At 52.0% G+C, this 17,979-nt stretch carries 17 protein-coding genes; 7 read left to right on the top strand and 10 right to left on the bottom strand.

Annotated features, from left to right (window positions below):
* Nucleotides 1-377: 377 nt before the first annotated feature.
* Nucleotides 378-1,304 carry a LysR family transcriptional regulator gene (locus FHS90_RS07010; protein ID WP_182512495.1) on the bottom strand — a complete coding sequence of 309 codons (927 nt, stop codon included), beginning with the start codon at nucleotides 1,302-1,304 and terminating at the stop codon, nucleotides 378-380.
* Nucleotides 1,305-1,450: 146 nt separating this feature from the next.
* Here FHS90_RS07010 and FHS90_RS07005 point away from each other — a divergent pair, with 146 nt between their 5' ends.
* The 5 genes from FHS90_RS07005 to FHS90_RS06990 are packed head-to-tail and all read left to right on the top strand — an operon-like array spanning nucleotide 1,451 to nucleotide 5,229.
* Nucleotides 1,451-2,887, top strand: coding sequence for an NADP-dependent isocitrate dehydrogenase (locus FHS90_RS07005; protein WP_182512502.1), 1,437 nt, complete (start codon nucleotides 1,451-1,453; stop codon nucleotides 2,885-2,887).
* 35 nt (nucleotides 2,888-2,922) lie between these two features.
* Nucleotides 2,923-3,099, top strand: a complete 177-nt coding sequence (locus FHS90_RS22265; RefSeq protein ID WP_220483008.1) for a hypothetical protein — start codon at nucleotides 2,923-2,925, stop codon at nucleotides 3,097-3,099.
* 29 nt (nucleotides 3,100-3,128) lie between these two features.
* Nucleotides 3,129-3,767 (top strand): DUF6671 family protein, encoded by a 639-nt coding sequence (locus FHS90_RS07000; RefSeq protein ID WP_220483007.1) that lies wholly within the window; start codon nucleotides 3,129-3,131, stop codon nucleotides 3,765-3,767.
* Between the two features lie 4 nt (nucleotides 3,768-3,771).
* Nucleotides 3,772-4,260: a hypothetical protein gene (locus FHS90_RS06995; RefSeq protein WP_182512494.1), complete on the top strand. Its 489-nt coding sequence runs from the start codon at nucleotides 3,772-3,774 to the stop codon at nucleotides 4,258-4,260.
* Between the two features lie 6 nt (nucleotides 4,261-4,266).
* Nucleotides 4,267-5,229, top strand: a complete 963-nt coding sequence (locus FHS90_RS06990) for a sodium-dependent bicarbonate transport family permease (protein ID WP_182512493.1) — start codon at nucleotides 4,267-4,269, stop codon at nucleotides 5,227-5,229.
* A 124-nt stretch (nucleotides 5,230-5,353) separates the two neighbouring features.
* On the opposite strand, the gene FHS90_RS06985 is transcribed toward FHS90_RS06990, so the two are convergent.
* From FHS90_RS06985 to FHS90_RS06950, 8 genes are all read right to left on the bottom strand, one after another.
* Entirely contained in the window at nucleotides 5,354-5,704 is a 351-nt protein-coding gene (locus FHS90_RS06985; RefSeq protein ID WP_220483006.1) for a DUF6370 family protein, read from the bottom strand.
* 286 nt (nucleotides 5,705-5,990) lie between these two features.
* The gene (gene rlmF / locus FHS90_RS06980; protein ID WP_182512492.1) at nucleotides 5,991-6,974 is read right to left on the bottom strand and encodes a 23S rRNA (adenine(1618)-N(6))-methyltransferase RlmF; all 984 of its coding nucleotides are present in this window, start codon (nucleotides 6,972-6,974) and stop codon (nucleotides 5,991-5,993) included.
* Between the two features lie 570 nt (nucleotides 6,975-7,544).
* Nucleotides 7,545-8,864 (bottom strand): ABC1 kinase family protein, encoded by a 1,320-nt coding sequence (locus FHS90_RS06975; RefSeq protein WP_182512491.1) that lies wholly within the window; start codon nucleotides 8,862-8,864, stop codon nucleotides 7,545-7,547.
* A 5-nt stretch (nucleotides 8,865-8,869) separates the two neighbouring features.
* Nucleotides 8,870-9,535, bottom strand: a complete 666-nt coding sequence (locus tag FHS90_RS06970; RefSeq protein ID WP_182512490.1) for a TetR/AcrR family transcriptional regulator — start codon at nucleotides 9,533-9,535, stop codon at nucleotides 8,870-8,872.
* Between the two features lie 246 nt (nucleotides 9,536-9,781).
* Nucleotides 9,782-10,825 carry a DUF4238 domain-containing protein gene (locus FHS90_RS06965; RefSeq protein WP_182512489.1) on the bottom strand — a complete coding sequence of 348 codons (1,044 nt, stop codon included), beginning with the start codon at nucleotides 10,823-10,825 and terminating at the stop codon, nucleotides 9,782-9,784.
* Between the two features lie 132 nt (nucleotides 10,826-10,957).
* Complete coding sequence (locus FHS90_RS06960) at nucleotides 10,958-11,947, bottom strand: hypothetical protein (RefSeq protein WP_182512488.1); 990 nt, start codon at nucleotides 11,945-11,947, stop codon at nucleotides 10,958-10,960.
* A gap of 520 nt (nucleotides 11,948-12,467) precedes the next feature.
* Nucleotides 12,468-12,821: a DUF5615 family PIN-like protein gene (locus FHS90_RS06955; RefSeq protein WP_182512501.1), complete on the bottom strand. Its 354-nt coding sequence runs from the start codon at nucleotides 12,819-12,821 to the stop codon at nucleotides 12,468-12,470.
* Nucleotides 12,821-13,057: a DUF433 domain-containing protein gene (locus tag FHS90_RS06950; RefSeq protein ID WP_182512487.1), complete on the bottom strand. Its 237-nt coding sequence runs from the start codon at nucleotides 13,055-13,057 to the stop codon at nucleotides 12,821-12,823. Before FHS90_RS06950 ends, FHS90_RS06955 begins: the two co-directional genes overlap by 1 nt.
* 241 nt (nucleotides 13,058-13,298) lie before the next feature.
* On the opposite strand from FHS90_RS06950, the gene FHS90_RS06945 reads away from it, so the two are divergent.
* On the top strand, nucleotides 13,299-14,540 hold the full coding sequence (locus FHS90_RS06945) for a DEAD/DEAH box helicase (RefSeq protein WP_066835266.1): 1,242 nt from the start codon (nucleotides 13,299-13,301) through the stop codon (nucleotides 14,538-14,540).
* Nucleotides 14,541-14,968: 428 nt separating this feature from the next.
* Here FHS90_RS06945 and FHS90_RS06940 read toward each other — a convergent pair whose 3' ends face one another.
* Complete coding sequence (locus tag FHS90_RS06940; protein WP_066835264.1) at nucleotides 14,969-15,343, bottom strand: endonuclease domain-containing protein; 375 nt, start codon at nucleotides 15,341-15,343, stop codon at nucleotides 14,969-14,971.
* A gap of 371 nt (nucleotides 15,344-15,714) precedes the next feature.
* Here FHS90_RS06940 and FHS90_RS06935 point away from each other — a divergent pair, with 371 nt between their 5' ends.
* On the top strand, nucleotides 15,715-17,952 hold the full coding sequence (locus FHS90_RS06935) for a TonB-dependent receptor (RefSeq protein ID WP_343049618.1): 2,238 nt from the start codon (nucleotides 15,715-15,717) through the stop codon (nucleotides 17,950-17,952).
* Nucleotides 17,953-17,979: the final 27 nt, after the last annotated feature.

Raw genomic sequence — 17,979 nt, 5'->3', positions numbered from 1 at the left:
CATAAATTAAGAGATGAGGTCATGCTCATCGCATGTGCTCTCCATAACTTTAAAATAAAACTCAACCAATAAGAGCTTATTCTATATATCCTCTAATAAAGATACCAGGAAAATTCTAATTTTCTGTTTCTGGCCTGCTTTTCTGAAAACAGGCCGAAAACAGCCTGATTCGGGGCTTTCACTGCAGGAATGGGCAAAACGGTCAGATTATTTTCTATACCTGCCTTAAAACAGTTTCTCTCGCTTAAGAACTAGTTGGAGGTTGCATTTTGTGCTCAAAACTCGCGCCTAAAATGCGGGCAGGGCACCTTGCGCCGGTCTTACTTCTATTAAATTTCATTCATGCCACCTCCGGTTGGCGCCCTGCCTATACCACCTTACTTGAGGTCCAGCCACCCAAACCGCTCCTGTATAATGCGTTCTTTCTCCTGTTCCAGGTGCTGCAGATAGGCGGCGGCCACCGGGGAGAAGCGGCGGTTCTTTAACCAGATCAGGTGCCAGGTAGAGGAGATGGGAAACCCCTTGACCGACACAATCTGCAGCTCCCCCGCGCCCAGTTCATTTCTGATGCCAATCAACGGCATGATGGAATAGCCCAACCCCGCAATCACCGCCTGTTTCACCGCCTCATTGGAGGTAAGCTCCAGCTTTTTACGCACGGTGAGTTGCTGTTGGGCAAAGTACTGCTCCATCACCAGGCGGGTGCCCGAGCCCTGCTCGCGGTAAATGAGGGGGACCTGCTCAAAAATGCCCTTGTCATGGGGGAGGTGGTGGTGCCGGGTTTGTTCCCGGTTCCCAATCAGGAAGAGTTTGTTGGGCATGAGCTCTACTTTTTCTATCTGCAGCTGCTCTGGCAACACAGATACCAACGCAAAATCCACCTCGTTCTGCCGCAGGCTTTCCAGCACCTTGGTTTTATTGGTCACATCCATGACCAGGTCTATGCCGGGGTGCAGCTTCAGGAAATCTGCCAGGAAGTAGGGCATCACGTATTTTCCGGTGGAAACCACCGAGATTTTGAGTCGGCCGGCCAGGTGGCCTTTGTAGGCCAGGGTGCGGTGGTTGATGGCGTGTACCTCGTTCAGGATTTTCTCGGCGGCCTGGGCAATCTCCTTGCCAAAATCAGTGATGTAGAGCTTGCGCCCCACCACCTCGGCCAGCGGAATCTCAAACTGGTCCTGCAGGTTCCTGAACTGGATGGAGACCGCGGGTTGGGTGAGGTGGAGCTCTTCGGCGGCGCGCGTGATGCTCTGGGTCTGGGTAATCTTCAGGAAGACCTGGAGCTGGTGCAGGGTGTAGTTCATAAAAAATGCTTATGCCTGGCATTAAAATTATAAACTAATATTTATAAACGCCAGTCTGCAACTTTGCGCCAGAGAAAACTTTTTAACCTGACGCTATGGAGACAAAAGACGTGACTGAGATACTAGCGGCACCTGCCGCCCCGGTGATGCCCCGCATCACGGTGGCCCACGGCGACGGAATAGGTCCCGAAATCATGGATGCCACCCTAAAGATTCTGTTTACGGCGGGAGCCCAACTGGAGATAGAGGAGGTAGCCCTGGGTGAGCATGAATACCTGGCGGGCAACAGTTCTGGCATTCCGCAGAAAAGCTGGGATTCCATTAAAGAAAACCGGGTCATGCTCAAAGCGCCCATCACCACCCCGCAGGGCGGCGGCTACAAGAGCCTGAACGTGACCCTGCGCAAAACCCTGGGCCTATATGCCAACGTGCGGCCCGTGAGGAGCCTGCACCCGTACGTGCAAACCAAACACCCGGTCATGGACATGGTCATCATCAGGGAAAATGAAGAAGATGTGTACGGCAGCATTGAGCACCAGCAGACCGATGAGGTGGTGCAGTGCCTCAAGCTCATCACCCGGCCCGGGTGCGAGAAGATTGTGCGGTATGCCTTTGAGTACGCCCGCCAGCACAACCGGAAGAAAGTGACCTGCTTCACCAAAGACAACATCATGAAACAAACCGATGGGCTGTTCCATGAGGTGTTCAGGGAGGTGGCGCAGGAGTACCCGGAGCTGGAAGCACAGCACCTGATTGTAGACATTGGGGCGGCCCTGCTGGCCGATTCCCCGGAGAAATTTGACGTGGTGGTGCTGCCAAACCTCTACGGTGATATCCTGTCTGATGTGGCGGCCCAGATCTCCGGCTCAGTGGGGCTGGCCGGGTCGGCTAACATTGGGCAGAACTACGCCATCTTTGAGGCCATTCACGGGTCAGCCCCAGATATTGCGGGGCAGGACGTGGCCAACCCCAGCGGACTGCTGCAGGCGGCCATCATGATGCTGGCGCACCTGGGCCAGGCGCGCGTAGCCCAGAAAGTGCAGAATGCCTGGCTGAAAACCCTGGAAGACGGCACCCACACCCGAGACATCTACCGCGAGGGCGTGAGCCGCCAGTTGGTAGGGACAGAAGATTTCGCGCTGGCCGTCATCTCCAACCTGGGTAAGGCACCGGCGCATCTCCCGCCGGCCGCAACGTTTAAGAACCGTCCCATCCAGGTGCCGCCGTACCAGCGCGCGGCGGCGGCCCACAAAGAACTACTGGGGGTAGATGTGTTTGTGCACTGGCGCGGCACCGACCCCGAAGAACTGGCCCAGCTGGTACAACCCCTGGCCAAGCAGGAGCTGGAACTGCGCATGATCACCAACCGGGGCGTGAAAGTCTGGCCGCAGGGCTTTGACGAAACCTTCTGCACAGACCACTGGCGCTGCCGCTTCCAAAGCCGAACCGGGGCTGCCCTGGCGCCCCTGCAGGTGGTGGAGCTGTTGCAGGAAGCTGTGCACCGGGGCATAGACACCATCAAGACAGAGAACCTCTACGCCTTCAACGGCAAGCCGGGCTTCTCCATGGGCCAGGGGCAGTAACCTGATCAAGTTTTCATGTACGTTGACCGTTCGCCATGTCTGCTGGTTTTGAAGGCCGTACCCTGGTAATTGCCACCATGCACCGCAAAGAGGAGGTGATTGCCCCCCTCGCGGAAAAATACCTGGGAGTCACCTGCCAGGTGCCTCTCCACTTTGACTCTGATGCGCTGGGTACCTTCTCCGGGGAGGTGGAACGTACCCAGCCCCCCTGAAAACCGCCCGCCAAAAGTGCCTGGAAGCCTTGGCGCTCACCGGCGAGACACTGGGCATAGCGAGTGAGGGATCGTTTGGGCCACACCCCTCGGCGTGGTTTGCCCCGGCCAATGAAGAGGTGCTGCTGCTGCTGGACACTGCCCGGGAGTTGGAGGTGGTGGTACGCAAGATCAGCCTGGAAACCAACTTCGCGGGAGCCCAGGTGCACACGCAGGAGGAGCTACAGGCCTTCGCCCGGCAGGTGCTTTTCCCGTCGCATGGCCTTATTCTGAGCGCGGCGGCGGGAAGCACCGAGGGGCTCCAAAAGGGCCTTACTTCCTGGCCGCAACTGCTGGCGGCGTTCCGCTCTCTGGTGGCCAGCCACGGCAGCGCCTACGTGCAAACCGACATGCGCGCGCTCTACAACCCTACCCGTCTGCAGGTCATTAAGCAGGCGGCCCAGTTGTTGATGGAGCGGTGCACTACCTGTTGCCCCGCTTGCCACACACCTGGGTTTGGGGTGACGCAGGCCATCAGGGGCTTGCCCTGCCGGTTCTGCGGGTTGCCCACCCAGAGTGTCAGGAGCCTGGAATCTGCCTGCCAGCGCTGCTCCTTCACCCGCCAGGATGATTTTCCCGGAGGGGCCCAGACCGAAGACCCTACTTACTGTGAAAACTGTAACCCTTAGACCCATGAAAAATACGTTGATTCTTACCGGCATTGCCGCACACCTGCAACAGCAGTTGCAGCAGGAGTTTGGGCAGAATACCTATTTCCAGACCGCCCTGGGAACCGTTTTTGCCCTGGAACCGGAGACCGGGTACGGAGACGCGCTGGTGGACCTGGTTCTGCGCAATCAGATCACTGAGGTGTACCTGGTGCAGGACACGTCGTGCCCGGTGCTCACGCACGCCCTGAACCCATCGTCCGGTATGGAGACCTGCGCCCATAATTTTCTACGGCAACTGGCCAAAGACCATTCCGCAGAGATTCTGCAGCACCCCACGTTGGCGGGGCAAAAGAAATGTCTGGCCCAGTTGAACCTGTACCGCCAGGCCGAGCAACTGCGGCGTTTGCCTGGTTTCAGCGCTCTGCTGACCCAGGGGAAGGTGGCCCTGCAGGTGCGGGTCACCGACCAGGCGCCGGTGCGGGCCACTTTTGATCTTCAGCCCCAGACCTAAGCCCTTATGGATTTACACTTACTCATTGACAATCTTACCAGCCCTGCGCTGTTGTTTTTCATGTTGGGGATACTGGCGGTACGGGTGAAAAGCGATCTGGAGATTCCCGCCTCTACCTCAAAGTTTATTTCCTTGTACCTGCTGCTCTCCATTGGTTTCAAAGGCGGCCAGGAGCTGGCCCACAGCCACTTTTCCATGGAGATTGTCTGGTCGGCCCTGCTGGGGATTGCCCTGTCCTGCGGGGTGCCGCTGTACACGTTCTTCCTCCTGAAGAAGCGGCTCAGCGTGGAGAACGCCGGGGCCATTGCCGCCGCCTACGGCTCAGTGAGCGCGGTAACCTTTGTGAGCGCCGTCTCTTTTCTGGAGATGCAGGGGCTCACGTTCAGCGGGCACATGGTGGCCGTGATGGCATTGATGGAAGCCCCGGCAATCATTGTGGGCGTGTCTCTGGTCATGCTTTACCGCGGCAAGCAGGAGGCATCTGTGAATCTGGGGCAGGTGGTGGCCCATTCCTTCACCAACGGAAGTGTTCTGCTGATTCTGGGCAGCCTGGTCATTGGCTTGTTGACCAGCCAGGAGCAGGCCCAGGGCATTAAACCGTTCACCACTGATCTGTTCAAGGGCTTTCTGGCGGTTTTTCTGCTGGACATGGGCTTGGTGAGTGGCCGCAAGTTGAGCGCTTTTTTCCAGAACGGCTGGTTTACGTCTCTGTTTGCGGTGGTGGTTCCGTTGGTGAACGGCTGCGCGGTGGCGGTCCTCAGCAGCGGGGTGACGCAGCAGGTGGGCAACCGGTTTATCTTTGCGGTGCTGGCGGCCAGTGCCTCTTACATTGCCGTGCCCGCCGCCATGAAAATGGCCGTACCCAAGGCCAATCCCGGTATCTTTCTGCCCATGGCGCTGGCTGTGACGTTCCCGTTGAACATCACGCTGGGCATGCCGCTTTACCTGGCCCTGATTAGCGGGTGGTAGGGGAGCCGCCGGGGCAGAGAACCTGTACTTCCCCGGAGGGGGCGAGACTGTAGGTTTTCCGTTTTTGGCCTGATTTAGCCAAAACAGGCCAAAAACGGAAAACAAGTCCTTCTTTCTGGAAGGGCTATTTTTTAGCGGGTTCTGTCACCAGTTGGAAAGACGTGGCCTTGAAGCGGTTGTTCTGCACCGTGCCCTGTACCCGGGCCTGCCGGATGGCGTTGCAGAAGCCGTCTTTGGCGTGGGCGTCTCCGTGGGCGTCTATGTCGGTACCGTCCACAAAGTAGGCTTTCCCGTCTATTCGTACGGCCAGGTCACAGCCGTGGCCTTTCAACCCGAACTTGCATTGGCCACAGGCCGCCTCAACGGTCTGCACCGGTGGATTTTGCCTTGTTAGAGCGGGGGCAGGCGTTGCGGTCTGGGCGAAGGCCCCGCCCGCTGCCAGGCTGAACAGGAAAGAGAGGAAAAGTGCTTTCATCTTGTTGGTTTTGTTTAGCTGATGTCTCTACAAAGATTCGTGGAGTCTGCCGCAAAGGTAGAACCAAGGCCGCCTGTCTTTCCCTCTCCAGTTTTGCGGCGGTTACCGAACGTGCCAGGTCCTGAACTCAACTTATCCTTTCTAAAGCCACCGGCGAATATCATATTCCTGCCGGGAAGGGACTTTCTCCCGACCCTTTTGAAGATGATTCCCTGCCCAGAAGAGGTAGGATGACATTGTTCGATTGCAATCCTCTAAATTTGAGTTGCTTGCTCCGCAAATTTCTTTACTTCTTTGCCCACCTCCGCTGCACCCAGTCGGCCTTTTGGGCCGGGGTGAAGAAGGTCCAGGCCAGGAGGCGGCTGGCTTTGTTGCCCTGGTGCATGGGCAGGGTTTTTACCTCAAGGGCGTTAACCTGTTCCAGCGCTTTGTAGACGTTTTTCAGGTTTTCTGACTTAGACACCAGCGTAGAGAACCAGAAGCACGACTGCGCGAATTCCTGGCTTTGCCGCACCAGGTTGGTGAGAAACGCGGCTTCCCCGCCGGCGGTCCAGAGTTCATTGTGCTGCCCCCCAAAGTTCAAGGTTGCCTTGGCCACGCGTTGCCCTTTGAGGTTGCGCACCTTCCGGAGGCTGCCCGCCTTCGCCTCGGCCGCCGAGGCATGGAACGGGGGATTGCACAGGGTGAGGTCAAACTGCTCGCCGGGCTGAATTATCCCCCTGAAAATGTCTGCGGCGTTCGGCTGTAAGCGGCAGGTAATTTTCCCTTTCAGAGATGGGTTGGCCTGAATGATGTTGTTCGCGGACTTGATGGCCACCGGGTCAATGTCTGCGCCCACAAAAGACCAGCCGTATTCTTTGGTGCCCAGAATGGGGTAGATGCAGTTGGCGCCCACGCCAATGTCCAGGCATTTCACCTGCGCACCCCGCGGGATGTTCCTTTCGGTGCCCACCGTGTTTTGGTCACCCAGCAGGTCAGCGATGTGGTGGAGGTAATCGGCGCGGCCGGGAATGGGCGGGCAGAGGTAATTGGCGGGAATGTCCCAATGTGTAATGCCGTAGTAATGTTTGAGCAGGGCCTTGTTCAGCGCCTTCACGGCCTGGGGGTTGAAGAAATCCACGGAGGCATCGCCGTAGGCATTCACCTGCACAAAGGGTTTCAGCTCCGGGCTAGACGCTATCAACGCCGGGAAGTCATAGCGCGCCCGGTGCTTGTTTCTGGGGTGTAAGCCCGACTTTTCTTCGGGGTGTTCTTTTTTGGGAGGGTGCATAAATGCCAAGATGAAGGTACGTGCCTTTTACATTTTGCTAAGCAAGTAGACAAAAATAGTTTTATATATTTTTTGTCATCCTGAAAGGAACTTGTGGGCAAGCTGTATTTCTGCTTTCTACAGGCTTTCTTCATTCGCCCACCAAGTCCCTTCAGGAGGATAGATAAGAAATTTCCGTCTCACTTCTTACAAATATAAAAGCCACCAGCCCGGGCGGGTGTACGGCAAAGGTACAACCATAAGCTGGTGGCAGAAACCCCATACCCCTTTATTATAGCTCGACTTTAGCGTCTTTATTGAGCGATTCATTTCACGCATTCCGTCCCCCTTTGAAGGCCTAGGATGACCAAGGCAGTAGAAGAACCGCCAGCTTTCACTACAGGAATAGAAAGATAACCCCTCGGGAATGCTTATTCGGCAATACCTATTCAGCACGAGTAATCATCCCCCTACCCCCTTCAAAGGGGGACGGAATGCGTAGAAAATTAACTTCCCAGCCGTTTAGATGGAGATTCTCCCCTCAAGGGGAGAATCTGTAGTAGAGCCAGCAATATATGTATGCAGGTCTTCTTAAGCCAGCCACATTGGTTTAGTGGTGCTAATGTGCGCGCCTAACTGGTTCAACAGGCTGTACAGACCGAAATAGGTGCGGTTGATGAACAGCCCGTGCCGGGAGCCGCGGGCCTGCCTGGACTGCCGGAACATCTTATCTTTGGCAACACGGTCACCCAGGGTGTAAATCTGCTGGAAGTAGCTGTCCTGGGCGAAGTCAAAGGTCTCCCCGTGGAACGGCCGCCCCAGCAAGGCAATCATCTCCTTAAACACGCCTTTGAAGTAGGCTTGCTCGGCGGGGGTGTCGCGGTCACTGATGAAGTCCAGGTCAAAGAAGATTTGGTTCAGCTCGGCCTCGTTCAGCAGCGACTCCTTCTTGATGAGGGAGAAGTACCCGCGGTAGAAATCCTCTGGTATCACCTTTACGCAGCCGAAGTCAATGATGCCCAGCGTCACGCCCGCCTGAATGATGAAGTTGCCAGGGTGTGGGTCGGCGTGCACTTGTTTGAGGTGGTGCACCTGGTGGTGGTAAAAGTCCCAGAGGGCCTGCCCAATTTGGTTTCTGGCTTCCTGGGTGGGGCTGGTCTGGAGCCATTCTTTCAGGTGCGCGCCCTCCAGCCAGTCCATGGTGATGATGCGGGCCGTGCTCAGGGCAGGGTAGTAGTTAGGGAAGTTGAGGTGGGGCAGATGACGGCAGGCGGCGGCAATCTCCTGGGAGCGCTGTACCTCCAGCTCGTAATCGGTTTCCTCCAGCAGTTTCTCCTCTACCTCGTCCATGTAATGGTCCATTTCCTTCTCGTTCATGTTGAGCAGGCGGTAGGCAAAGGGGCGCACCATTTTCAGGTCGGAGCTCACGCTTTCGGCCACGCCGGGGTACTGCACCTTCACGGCGAAGGTCTTTCCGTCTTTGGTGGCCTTGTGCACCTGCCCAATAGAGGCCGCGTTGACCGCCGAGGTGGAGAAGGTGTCAAACAGGGCCTCAGGCGTACGGCCGAACGCCTTCTGGAACGTGCGCACCACCAGCGGGTACGACAGGGGCGGGGCGCTGTACTGGGCCATGGTAAACTTGTCCTGGTACGCGCCGGGCAGCATGGTCTTGTCCATAGACATCATCTGGGCCACTTTGAGGGCGCTGCCTTTCAGCTGGCTCAACGAAGTATAGATGTCCTGGGCGTTGTTTTCGTGCAGCTCCTCTTTGCTGAGCGAGGGGTTCACTATCTTCTTGGCGTAGTGCTTAATGTAATTGCCGCCTACCTTGGCCCCGGCCCCCAGAAACTTGGTGGCCCGCTGTACCTTGGAGGTGGGTATATGGTCTTGTTCTTCAGGGGTGTGGCTCATGCGGGTTATTTAGACTGGTACAGGAATTTGGCGAAGTCAAAGAAGGAGTCTACCGCGTTTCTCCCAATCACGTCAAAAAACAGGTTCACCGATTTTTCAATGGCGGCATCAGTACGCTCAAAGCCCGGTGAGGTGTCTTTGAGCCAGAACTGGAAGATGAACAGGGTTTCCAGCCACAGCACCTCGGGGTATTTGTCTGAGATGTATTTGCGGTTTGCAATCTGCTCGGTTTCCTTGCCTTCCTGCACCAGGGTTTTGGCGAAGGCCAGATACTTAGTCTTAAAGCTCTGGACTTCCTGCGGCGTGACCTTTTTGAAATCAGGTTGCTTCTCATAGAGGGCCAGCAAGTAGCTGCGGTTCTTTTTGAGTTCCTCTATCCAAGTGAAATAGAAGGAGAGGAGCTTCTCTTTGGCCGAGTAATGGGCGTACGGCTCTTGCGCGTGCATGTCTGCCAGGGTCTGCTCAAAAATGGCATCCCACACGCCGCCTTTCACCCCCTGAAACGAGGTGTAAAACTTGTAGAACTCCTGCTCGCTTATGCTCAGGCTCTGCGCGAACTTGTACACCGACACCGGCTCCTGGCCCGTTTCCAGTACGTGGTGCACAAAGGCTTCCAGAATTCTGGTTCTGGTGTCTTTTGCTGAAAGGTTGGTTTTTTCTATGTTTTCCATTGGGTTCGTATCTTCTTTCCATGGAAACAACCAGGGCGGGGGAGAGGTTTACATCTGGCGCAAAATGTGGCAGAAAGTTTTCCGTTTTCGGCCTGTTTTCTGGAAATCAGGCCGAAAACGGGAGGTGGGGGTTAGGAAAGGAGGGTTTTGGCTAAAGCCGAAGGTGGTAGAAGTAAGAAGGTTTTTATTTTGAGGTGAAATTCTAAAGGTTATTGTAGATTCAATAAATTATCGTTAATCCTAGAGTTAGCTACCTCTCAAAGCTTCATTTCTTAGCTGAACAACATAATCATTCAAAACCAGTTGTTTAGCCTTTTTTGTTTGTTTAATGAAGCTTAGTAGAAGTTTAATCTCGATGTTATTCCCGAAAGAATGATATAAAATATGTTCCTGACCCTCCGAATCAATGTAAGAACTTGCTTTTCTTAATGTTGTGTAATCTGCATTTCTTTTGCTCTTTGCCTTGTTGTAAAGAACTTTTATATGTCTATCGGTGACTTCATGATTAAAATATAAGTGGTTGTAGCAATTTAAAACTTGTAATAAATTTAATTTTTCAATATCATTACTGTTATTTAGTTCTATTGAGTTTTTTGTTCTATCGCCTATTTTATAAATATTTTCGTCAAAGAAACAAAGCATTTTATTTGGAGATATAGGAAAAAATATTTGCAGCCCTTTTGTTGCAATCCCAATATTGCCTCCTTTGTGATTTCTCTGTTCTAAAAATTGGTTGTATTTAACAACAGGGTGGTCAGAGGTAATTAGTTTTGTTCCTGTTTTATTGATTAAAACCTTTGCTTTCAAATCATAGGCCACAGGAATACTTTCAACTGCTCCTGATAATGCGAGTGCTGCTGGATTTTCTGGATAAACTCTTAAATCATTAATTTTATCTTTGAATTGTTCTTCATGACTCATTAGTTCTCTTGCTAATTTGTCTGTAATTTCCTTCATCTGTTCAGCGGAATCTTTTGTTCTGCTAGACATTAAAATTGTAAAAGCTAATAGATTATGGTATTCAGCACTTTCTTTAGGTGGGAGAGAACCTGTTAAGTCGATTTTTCTTAAGACAGGAGCAACAAGTGATTCTAGTTTTGATAAGTCTTCTTCAATTACACCATCTGAGCCATAAAAGTAATCTTCTTTTGCTTGGGATTTCAAAGGTACTGCTTTCTTGTAATATTCTTTTTCAATATAAAATAAACCAATTTGGCTGTTATTTCCCTCAATGGAGAAGTGCTTTAGATAGAACTTAGGGATATAATGTTGATTCTTTTTCTCTGCCATAATTGTATTGAGCTGAATATTGAATTAATTAATAAAAATATTTAATTAATTGCATTCAATATTGTATGTTTAAGTATTTTCAACTTGGGTAGATTTAATTCTTATGCTCATAATAATTATTTTAACATACAATCAATTTGTAATTTCAAATCCATCATTTGTTTTTAATACTTTACCATAAACTTTTTCCATCTTTATATCTTTTTGCAAAGCCTTTTCTAAATCTTTAATGGTTTTCTCTAAAAACTTATGATTTACTATTAATATCCTCTCTACACTATAACCTATACTCCTTTTAATTGTATTTAAATCTGGGGCGTGCCTGTTTTTCCACTCTTTACCGATTAATGCCTTTTCGATATCTAATAGCCGATTCTCTAATTCAGGATGTTCTTTTATTAGTTCGTCACCTATCCTATTAGCAAACTCTTGCAATTGAGGGCCAGGTCGCTCATTTAATATAATTGCTTCTTTGATTTCAGTAACTTCATCTAATTCATTTGCAGAAGTAAAATCTTCTAAATTCTTATTCAGCTTTATAACCCGAATATCTGCTGTGGTAACTAAAACTGCACAAGATAAATCAATAAATCTGCCATCGTACCAAGTATGGTCAAGCCCACTCACATAGTCGTTCTTTAGAAATTCTGGCATTGCATATCGAAGTTGAAATACTCCATGCTTTGCTCCAGTTGTATTGCCACTTCCATCTGTTGATAATTCAACGCCGCTAATACAGTAACCTATATTTTCTTCGAACTTCAGAATGTTCTTATTCCCAATTCTAACAGGAACAATATCTTCAGTAGAATTAATTAATCCAATAGGAACTATTTTACTAGGAAATGGAGAAAATATCCAAGAAGTACCGTGTTGTCGATATTTGCATTCGATTAACATTGATAAAACAATTAATCTATTGTTATTATCTAAAGTTTTGTATGTTCTTAAATCAATAGAAAATTCCTTTAACTCCTTTCTCTCATCAGGTCTTATATATGGATATTCACCAAAAATATCATGTCCAAGTTTGGTTAAAATATTTGAAGTGACATATTCCAATGGAAGTCCCGTTTTGAGAAATCCTGTTTTCCACTTATTTGTTGGTTTTGGGTCGGTCATTTAATTTAGGATAAAAATCTTAAAACTGTACTGGTGCAGTTATTTTTCAAAAATGGATAACCGTACCTAGTTAATGTTATTTAAAGTTTTAGAATTCAATATATAATTTTTCATTCTGTTTCCCGCCTCTTTTCCCAAAAACAGCCCCAAAACGCAAAACTCCAGCCTCCGCCTGCAAAACCCAGAAAGAAATCGCACCTTTGTAGAAGTTTCGGCGGGGGAACCGTAAAAGGGGAGAACCGCCACCACCTCGGCCGCCGGCCGGAACCATTGCGCCCATGAAATTCGAGGAGTATTATATCAACCCCGTCCTCAAGAAAAGCCTTTCTTACATAGGTAGCCTGAAACAATATTCGAGACTGAAATAGGCTAAGAGCAATTGTGCCACGGCTTGTGGCACAAATTCAGAAGGTAAAGTTATTTAAGCCAAAGTCCTTTCAAACCTGTGGTTCTCAAAGATTGAGTCCAGGTTTTTCTTACCTAAGCGGATTATTCTATGTATGAGTAATTTGGGTAAGTTTCAATACTTCCGCTGCCTTACAAAATTGTTGTCCACCACCGTTAAATGTCGGTCGAAGTTAAACTTGTTAGAGGTGATTAGTTTATGGATGATATCAGCCGGTTCTGCTGGGGTGAAGTTGTCTAAGCGCAAATAGATAATGCCTTTGGGCGGTTTTAGCCCTTTTTTAAAAACCAATTCGCCGTAGTCGCGGTCAAAGGTTAAGATGAGCCGTTCTTCTTGCATGGCAATGGCAATGACGTCGGGGTCGGTGATGCTGGGGTTGTCTTCGCCAATAGATAACACATTATAGCCTTGCTCCCGTAGCGCTAAGACAGAGGCTTTCGGAAAGTTTTCATTCGCCAGCAACCGCATCAATCAAGATAGGTTCTTTTATACATCAAACCGTCCCGGAAGCAATCTTGCACGTAGGAGAAAATAGCTTTCAGGTGCTCTTTGCCCAACCTGGGGTAGTTGTCCAGGATTTGCTGTTCCGTCCAGCCCTGCGCCAACAGCCCGACCAGAAACTCCACTGACAGCCGGGTGCCTTTGATGGTAGGCTTGCCCACCAGCACTTGCTCATCTTCAATAATGTAGTCTTGCCAATTCATACCCCAATATACGAACTATTTTAGCTTTCTGCCTATTGAGGCAAACGGTTAAAGAAACGCACGCTACTGGACTAGAATAATTCCAACCCCCACTTTAGTAACTCCCCTCTCTACGGGAGAGGGGCCAGGGGTGAGGTGCAAAACCCAGAAAGAAATCGCACCTTTGTAGAAGTTTCGGCGGGGGAACCGTAAAAGGGGAGAACCGCCACCACCTAGGCCGCCGGCCGGAACCATTGCGCCCATGAAATTCGAGGATTACCATATCAACCCCGCCATCAAGAAAGCCCTGGACAAACTGGGCTTCAAGAAACCCACCGATATCCAGTTCAAGGCCATTCCGCCCATCTTGAAGGGCGAAGACGTGCTGGCCATTGCGCAGACGGGTACGGGCAAGACCGCCGCGTTTGCCATTCCGGTGCTGCACCTGCTGCATGAGCGCAAGCAGTACGGCCGGGCAGATGGCATCAAGTGTCTGGTCATGGTGCCCACCCGCGAACTGGCCATCCAGATTACCGAGGTGTTCAAGACCCTGGGCAAGCACACCCGCGTAGAGACCATGACCGTGTTTGGCGGCGTGGAGCAGGCGCCCCAGATTGAGAAACTGCAAGACGGCATAGACGTGCTGGTGGCCACCCCCGGCCGCATGTTTGACCTCGTGAGCCAGGGCCACATCCGGCTGGAGCGCGTAGAAATGCTCATCCTGGACGAGGCCGACCACATGCTGGACCTGGGCTTCATCAAAGACATACGCGACGTGCTGCGCCACCTGCCCCGCAAGCGGCAGACGCTGTTCTTCTCGGCCACCATCAATGAGCACATCAAAGACCTGGCGTACTCGCTGGTGACCAAGCCCATTAGAATCCAGATTTCGCCCAAAGACCCCGTGTCTAAGAACGTAGACCACAGCGTGGCTTACGTGGGCATGGACGACAAACGCTTCTTTCTGGAGCGCGTGGTGAAAGAGAACGAAGGCAGCAAAATACTGGTGTTCGTGCGCACTAAAGTGCGGGCCGAGCGCGTGCACAACGCCATGGAGCGCGTGGGCATCACCACCGAAACCCTGCACGGCGACAAAGACCAGAAAGACCGCCTCACCTCGCTCAACCGCTTCAAACGCGGCGACGTGAAAGTGCTCATCGCCACCGATGTGAGTTCCCGCGGCATTGACATCCCTAGCGTAGAGTACGTAGTGAACTATGACCTGCCCGACGTGCCCGAAAACTACGTGCACCGCGTAGGCCGCACCGGCCGCGGAACCCAGAAAGGCAAATCCGTCTCGTTCTGCAGCCCCGAGGAAAAACCTATTCTAGACGTGATTGAGGAATACCTGGGCAAACCCATCAAAGTGCTGGAAATCCAGAAAGACGACTACACCGCCACCATAGACTTCTCTTCTGAGGTAAAGCCGGATTTGAAGTCATTGCTGCGTGAGGTGGAGGAGTTTGAGAGCCAGAAGAAAGGCAAGAAGCATAAGAAGAAGTAGAGGACCTCACCCCCGGCCCCTCTCCCACGGAGAGGGGAGGCGTTTCATCCGTTTTCGGGCTGTTTTCAGGAAAACAGGCTGGAAACGGATTTTTTTATTTATAGAGCAGTAGGCAAGATGCTTCCTATTGAAAAGGCTTTTTCAACAAAGGGTAAGTTAACCAATAGCTCCCACTAAACGCAGATTCTCCCCTTGAGGGGAGATAAAGAGGGGTGTTTACACAGGAGAGCACGCATTGTGAAACATTCTTTCTTTTATGATCCAGAAGTAATTCCGCGCCAAAGTTGGGAACGCCATGACCGGCTGGTGTAAACACCCCTCTTTAGAGCTGCGCTCGCTACCTCAAACTCTCGTTTGGGTAATCCTGGGGAGAATCCGTGGTTGGTAAACTGTTTTACTGAGGTACTGGTAATGTTTAAACAGGAGAGTCACTTTTGCTGATTCTTATGCTCCTCTATCCAGTGGTAAATCTCCTCCACCACAAATCTGATATTCCGCTTCACATCAATGTCTTCAAACCGAAGGAACGTCACTCCATACGCCTTTAACTCTTGCTCCCTCTGGTGGTCATACGCTACTTTGTCATCATGGCTGTCGCCGTCAACTTCAATGGCCAGTTGCAGCTCATGGCTGTAGAAGTCCACAATGTAGTGGAGCATTGGCACTTGCCGGTGGAATTGAACCCCTAATTTTCTGTCTTTGATTTCCTCCCAAAGTAGTACCTCCGCCAGCGTACTGTTCTTGCGGAGATATTTTGCCTTTTCTCTAAGGTCTGGGCGGTATGGAATGATTCTGTTGGGCATTAAGAATAGTAAGGAATGCGTGACCGACAGGTATAAACACCCGTCTTTAGAGCTGCGCCCGCTGCCTCAAATTCCCGCTTGGGCAATCATCAGGGGAGAACTAAAAAGTAACAACTGCTTTTGAGAGCTTATACTAAGCTATAACCTATAGCAACCGCGCCTGGGCAAAAGCCATCACAGGTTTTTCAAAACCTGTGAGGTCTACCTCAGCCACCGTCCTTCTAACAACTCCTCACCATCCCACTCACATCCAAACTGATAAAACTTATCTAAACATTTGTAGTACCGCCTCGTATTTTATTTTTAGGTTTGCCTAAAAATATGTTTTAGTCTATTTAATTCTGAAGATGCGACTACTGTTACTTTTCCTTTTGACCTGTTTACTCCACTTGGGAGCCATTGCCCAACAAATGACCATCACCGGCACCGTGCGCGACGCGCAGACGCGGGAGCCACTGGGGTTCTGCAGCATCAGCGTGGTGAATTCCAGCCTGGGCACCATGACCGATGAGAAGGGACGGTTCACCCTGAAACTCCCGCAGGTTCAACCCAACGGCCAACTGGTGGTTTCTTTTCTGGGCTACCAGAACGACACGCTTCCGCTGCAGGCGGGGAAAACCACTTACCCAATCAACCTTCGGCCCACGGCCGGGAACCTGAGGGAAGTGGTGATCACAGGCACCATGAAAGAGATGAGCCGCCTGGAGAGTCCGGTGCCGGTGGAGGTGTACACGCCTGCGTATTTCAAGAAGAACCCCACGCCCACGTTGTTTGAGGCGGTGGGCATGATCAACGGGGTGCAGCCGCAACTCAACTGCAACGTCTGCAATACCGGTGACATTCACATCAACGGCATGGAAGGGCCCTACACGCTCATTCTCATTGACGGTATGCCCATTGTGAGCAGCCTCTCCACGGTGTACGGCCTCAACGGAATCCCCAACAGTCTGGTGGAGCGGCTGGAGGTGGTGAAGGGGCCGGCGGCGTCTTTGTACGGCTCTGAGGCCATGGGCGGCATTATTAACGTGATTACCAAAAGTCCGCTGAAGGCGCCGCGGGTGAGTGCCGAGGTGTTCGGGACGAGCTGGGGCGAGGTAAGCTCAGACGTGGGTGTGAAGTTCAAGGCCGGTCAGGCGCACGGGCTGCTGGGCATCAACTACTTCAACTACCAGAACCCCTTAGATAAAAATAAAGACGGCTTCACCGATGTCACCTTGCAGCAGCGCATCTCGGTGTTCAACAAGTGGGATTTTGAGCGGAAGGAGAACCGCGTGGCCAGCGTGGCGGCGCGTTATGTCTATGAAGACCGCTGGGGCGGACAGATGGACTGGACCAAAGAACACCGCGGCTCAGACCAACTCTACGGCGAAAGCATTTACACCAAGCGCTGGGAATTGATTGGCCAGTACCAACTGCCGCTGCCCCAGAAAATCATGGCTCAGCTGTCGGTGAACCGGCACCAGCAGAACTCCTTCTACGGCACCATGCCCTTCCTCGCCGACCAAACCGTAGCCTTCGGGCAGCTGTACTGGGACAAGCCGCTCACGCCCCGCCACAACCTGCTGCTGGGCACCTCGTTCCGCTACACCCACTATGATGACAACACCCCCGCCACGGCCACGGCCGATGAGGTGAATCCCAGAAACGCCCCCGTGACCACGCCCTTGCCCGGGGTGTTTGTGCAGGATGAATGGACCCTCACGGAGAAACACAAGCTGCTGCTGGGTTACCGCTATGACTATGACAAACGGCACGGGCACATTCAGTCGCCGCGGGTGGCGTACAAGTGGTCGCCGGGCAAGGAGCATACCCTGCGGGCGAGTTTCGGGACGGGTTACCGGGTGGTGAGTCTCTTCACCGAGGACCACGCGGCCCTCACCGGTGCCCGCGAGGTGGAGATAACCGAGGAACTGAAGCCGGAGCAGTCCATCAACAGCAACCTGAACTATGTCTATCAGGCTGCCTGGCAGCCGTTCCTGTTTACGTTAGACGTGACGGGTTTCTACTCCCGGTTCAGCAATAAAATCATTGGCGACTTTGACACCGACCCAACAAAAATCATCTACTCCAACCTGCGCGGGCACGCGGTCTCCCAAGGCGTGTCTGTGAATACCGAGCTCTCGTTTTACATGCCGTTAAAGTTGGCGGCGGGCCTCACCTACATGCGCGTGTATCAGAAAGAGGCCGAAGGCGAGGGGCCGCTGGTGAAGCGGGTGCAGCTGCACGCGCCGGAGTGGTCTGGCAATTTTCTGGCGGGCTACACGCTGCCGGGCAATTTTACCGTTGACCTCACCGGCACCTTCTACGGCCCCATGCGCCTGCCTGTGCTACCCCATGATTACCGGCCAGAATATTCGCCGTGGTTCAGCCTGGTCAACGTGCAGCTCACCAAGAAGTTTGACCATGGGCTGGAGGTGTTCGGCGGACTCAAGAACCTGTTCAACTTTGTGCCCCAGGACCCCATCATGCGCCCCTTTGACCCCTTTGACCGCACCGCGAATGACCCCATCACCAACCCCCATGGCTACACCTTTGACCCCAGCTATAACTACGCCTCGCTGCAAAGGATAAGAGGGTTTGTAGGCGTGCGGTATCATCTGTTTCAATGAGAGAAGTGCGTTTTTGGGCTGATTTTG

This window comes from Rufibacter ruber (assembly GCF_014138425.1).
GTDB classification, from domain to species: domain Bacteria; phylum Bacteroidota; class Bacteroidia; order Cytophagales; family Hymenobacteraceae; genus Nibribacter; species Nibribacter ruber_C.
Note: the sequence above shows the minus strand (reverse complement) of the source record. Positions and strands in the feature narration are given on the sequence as shown.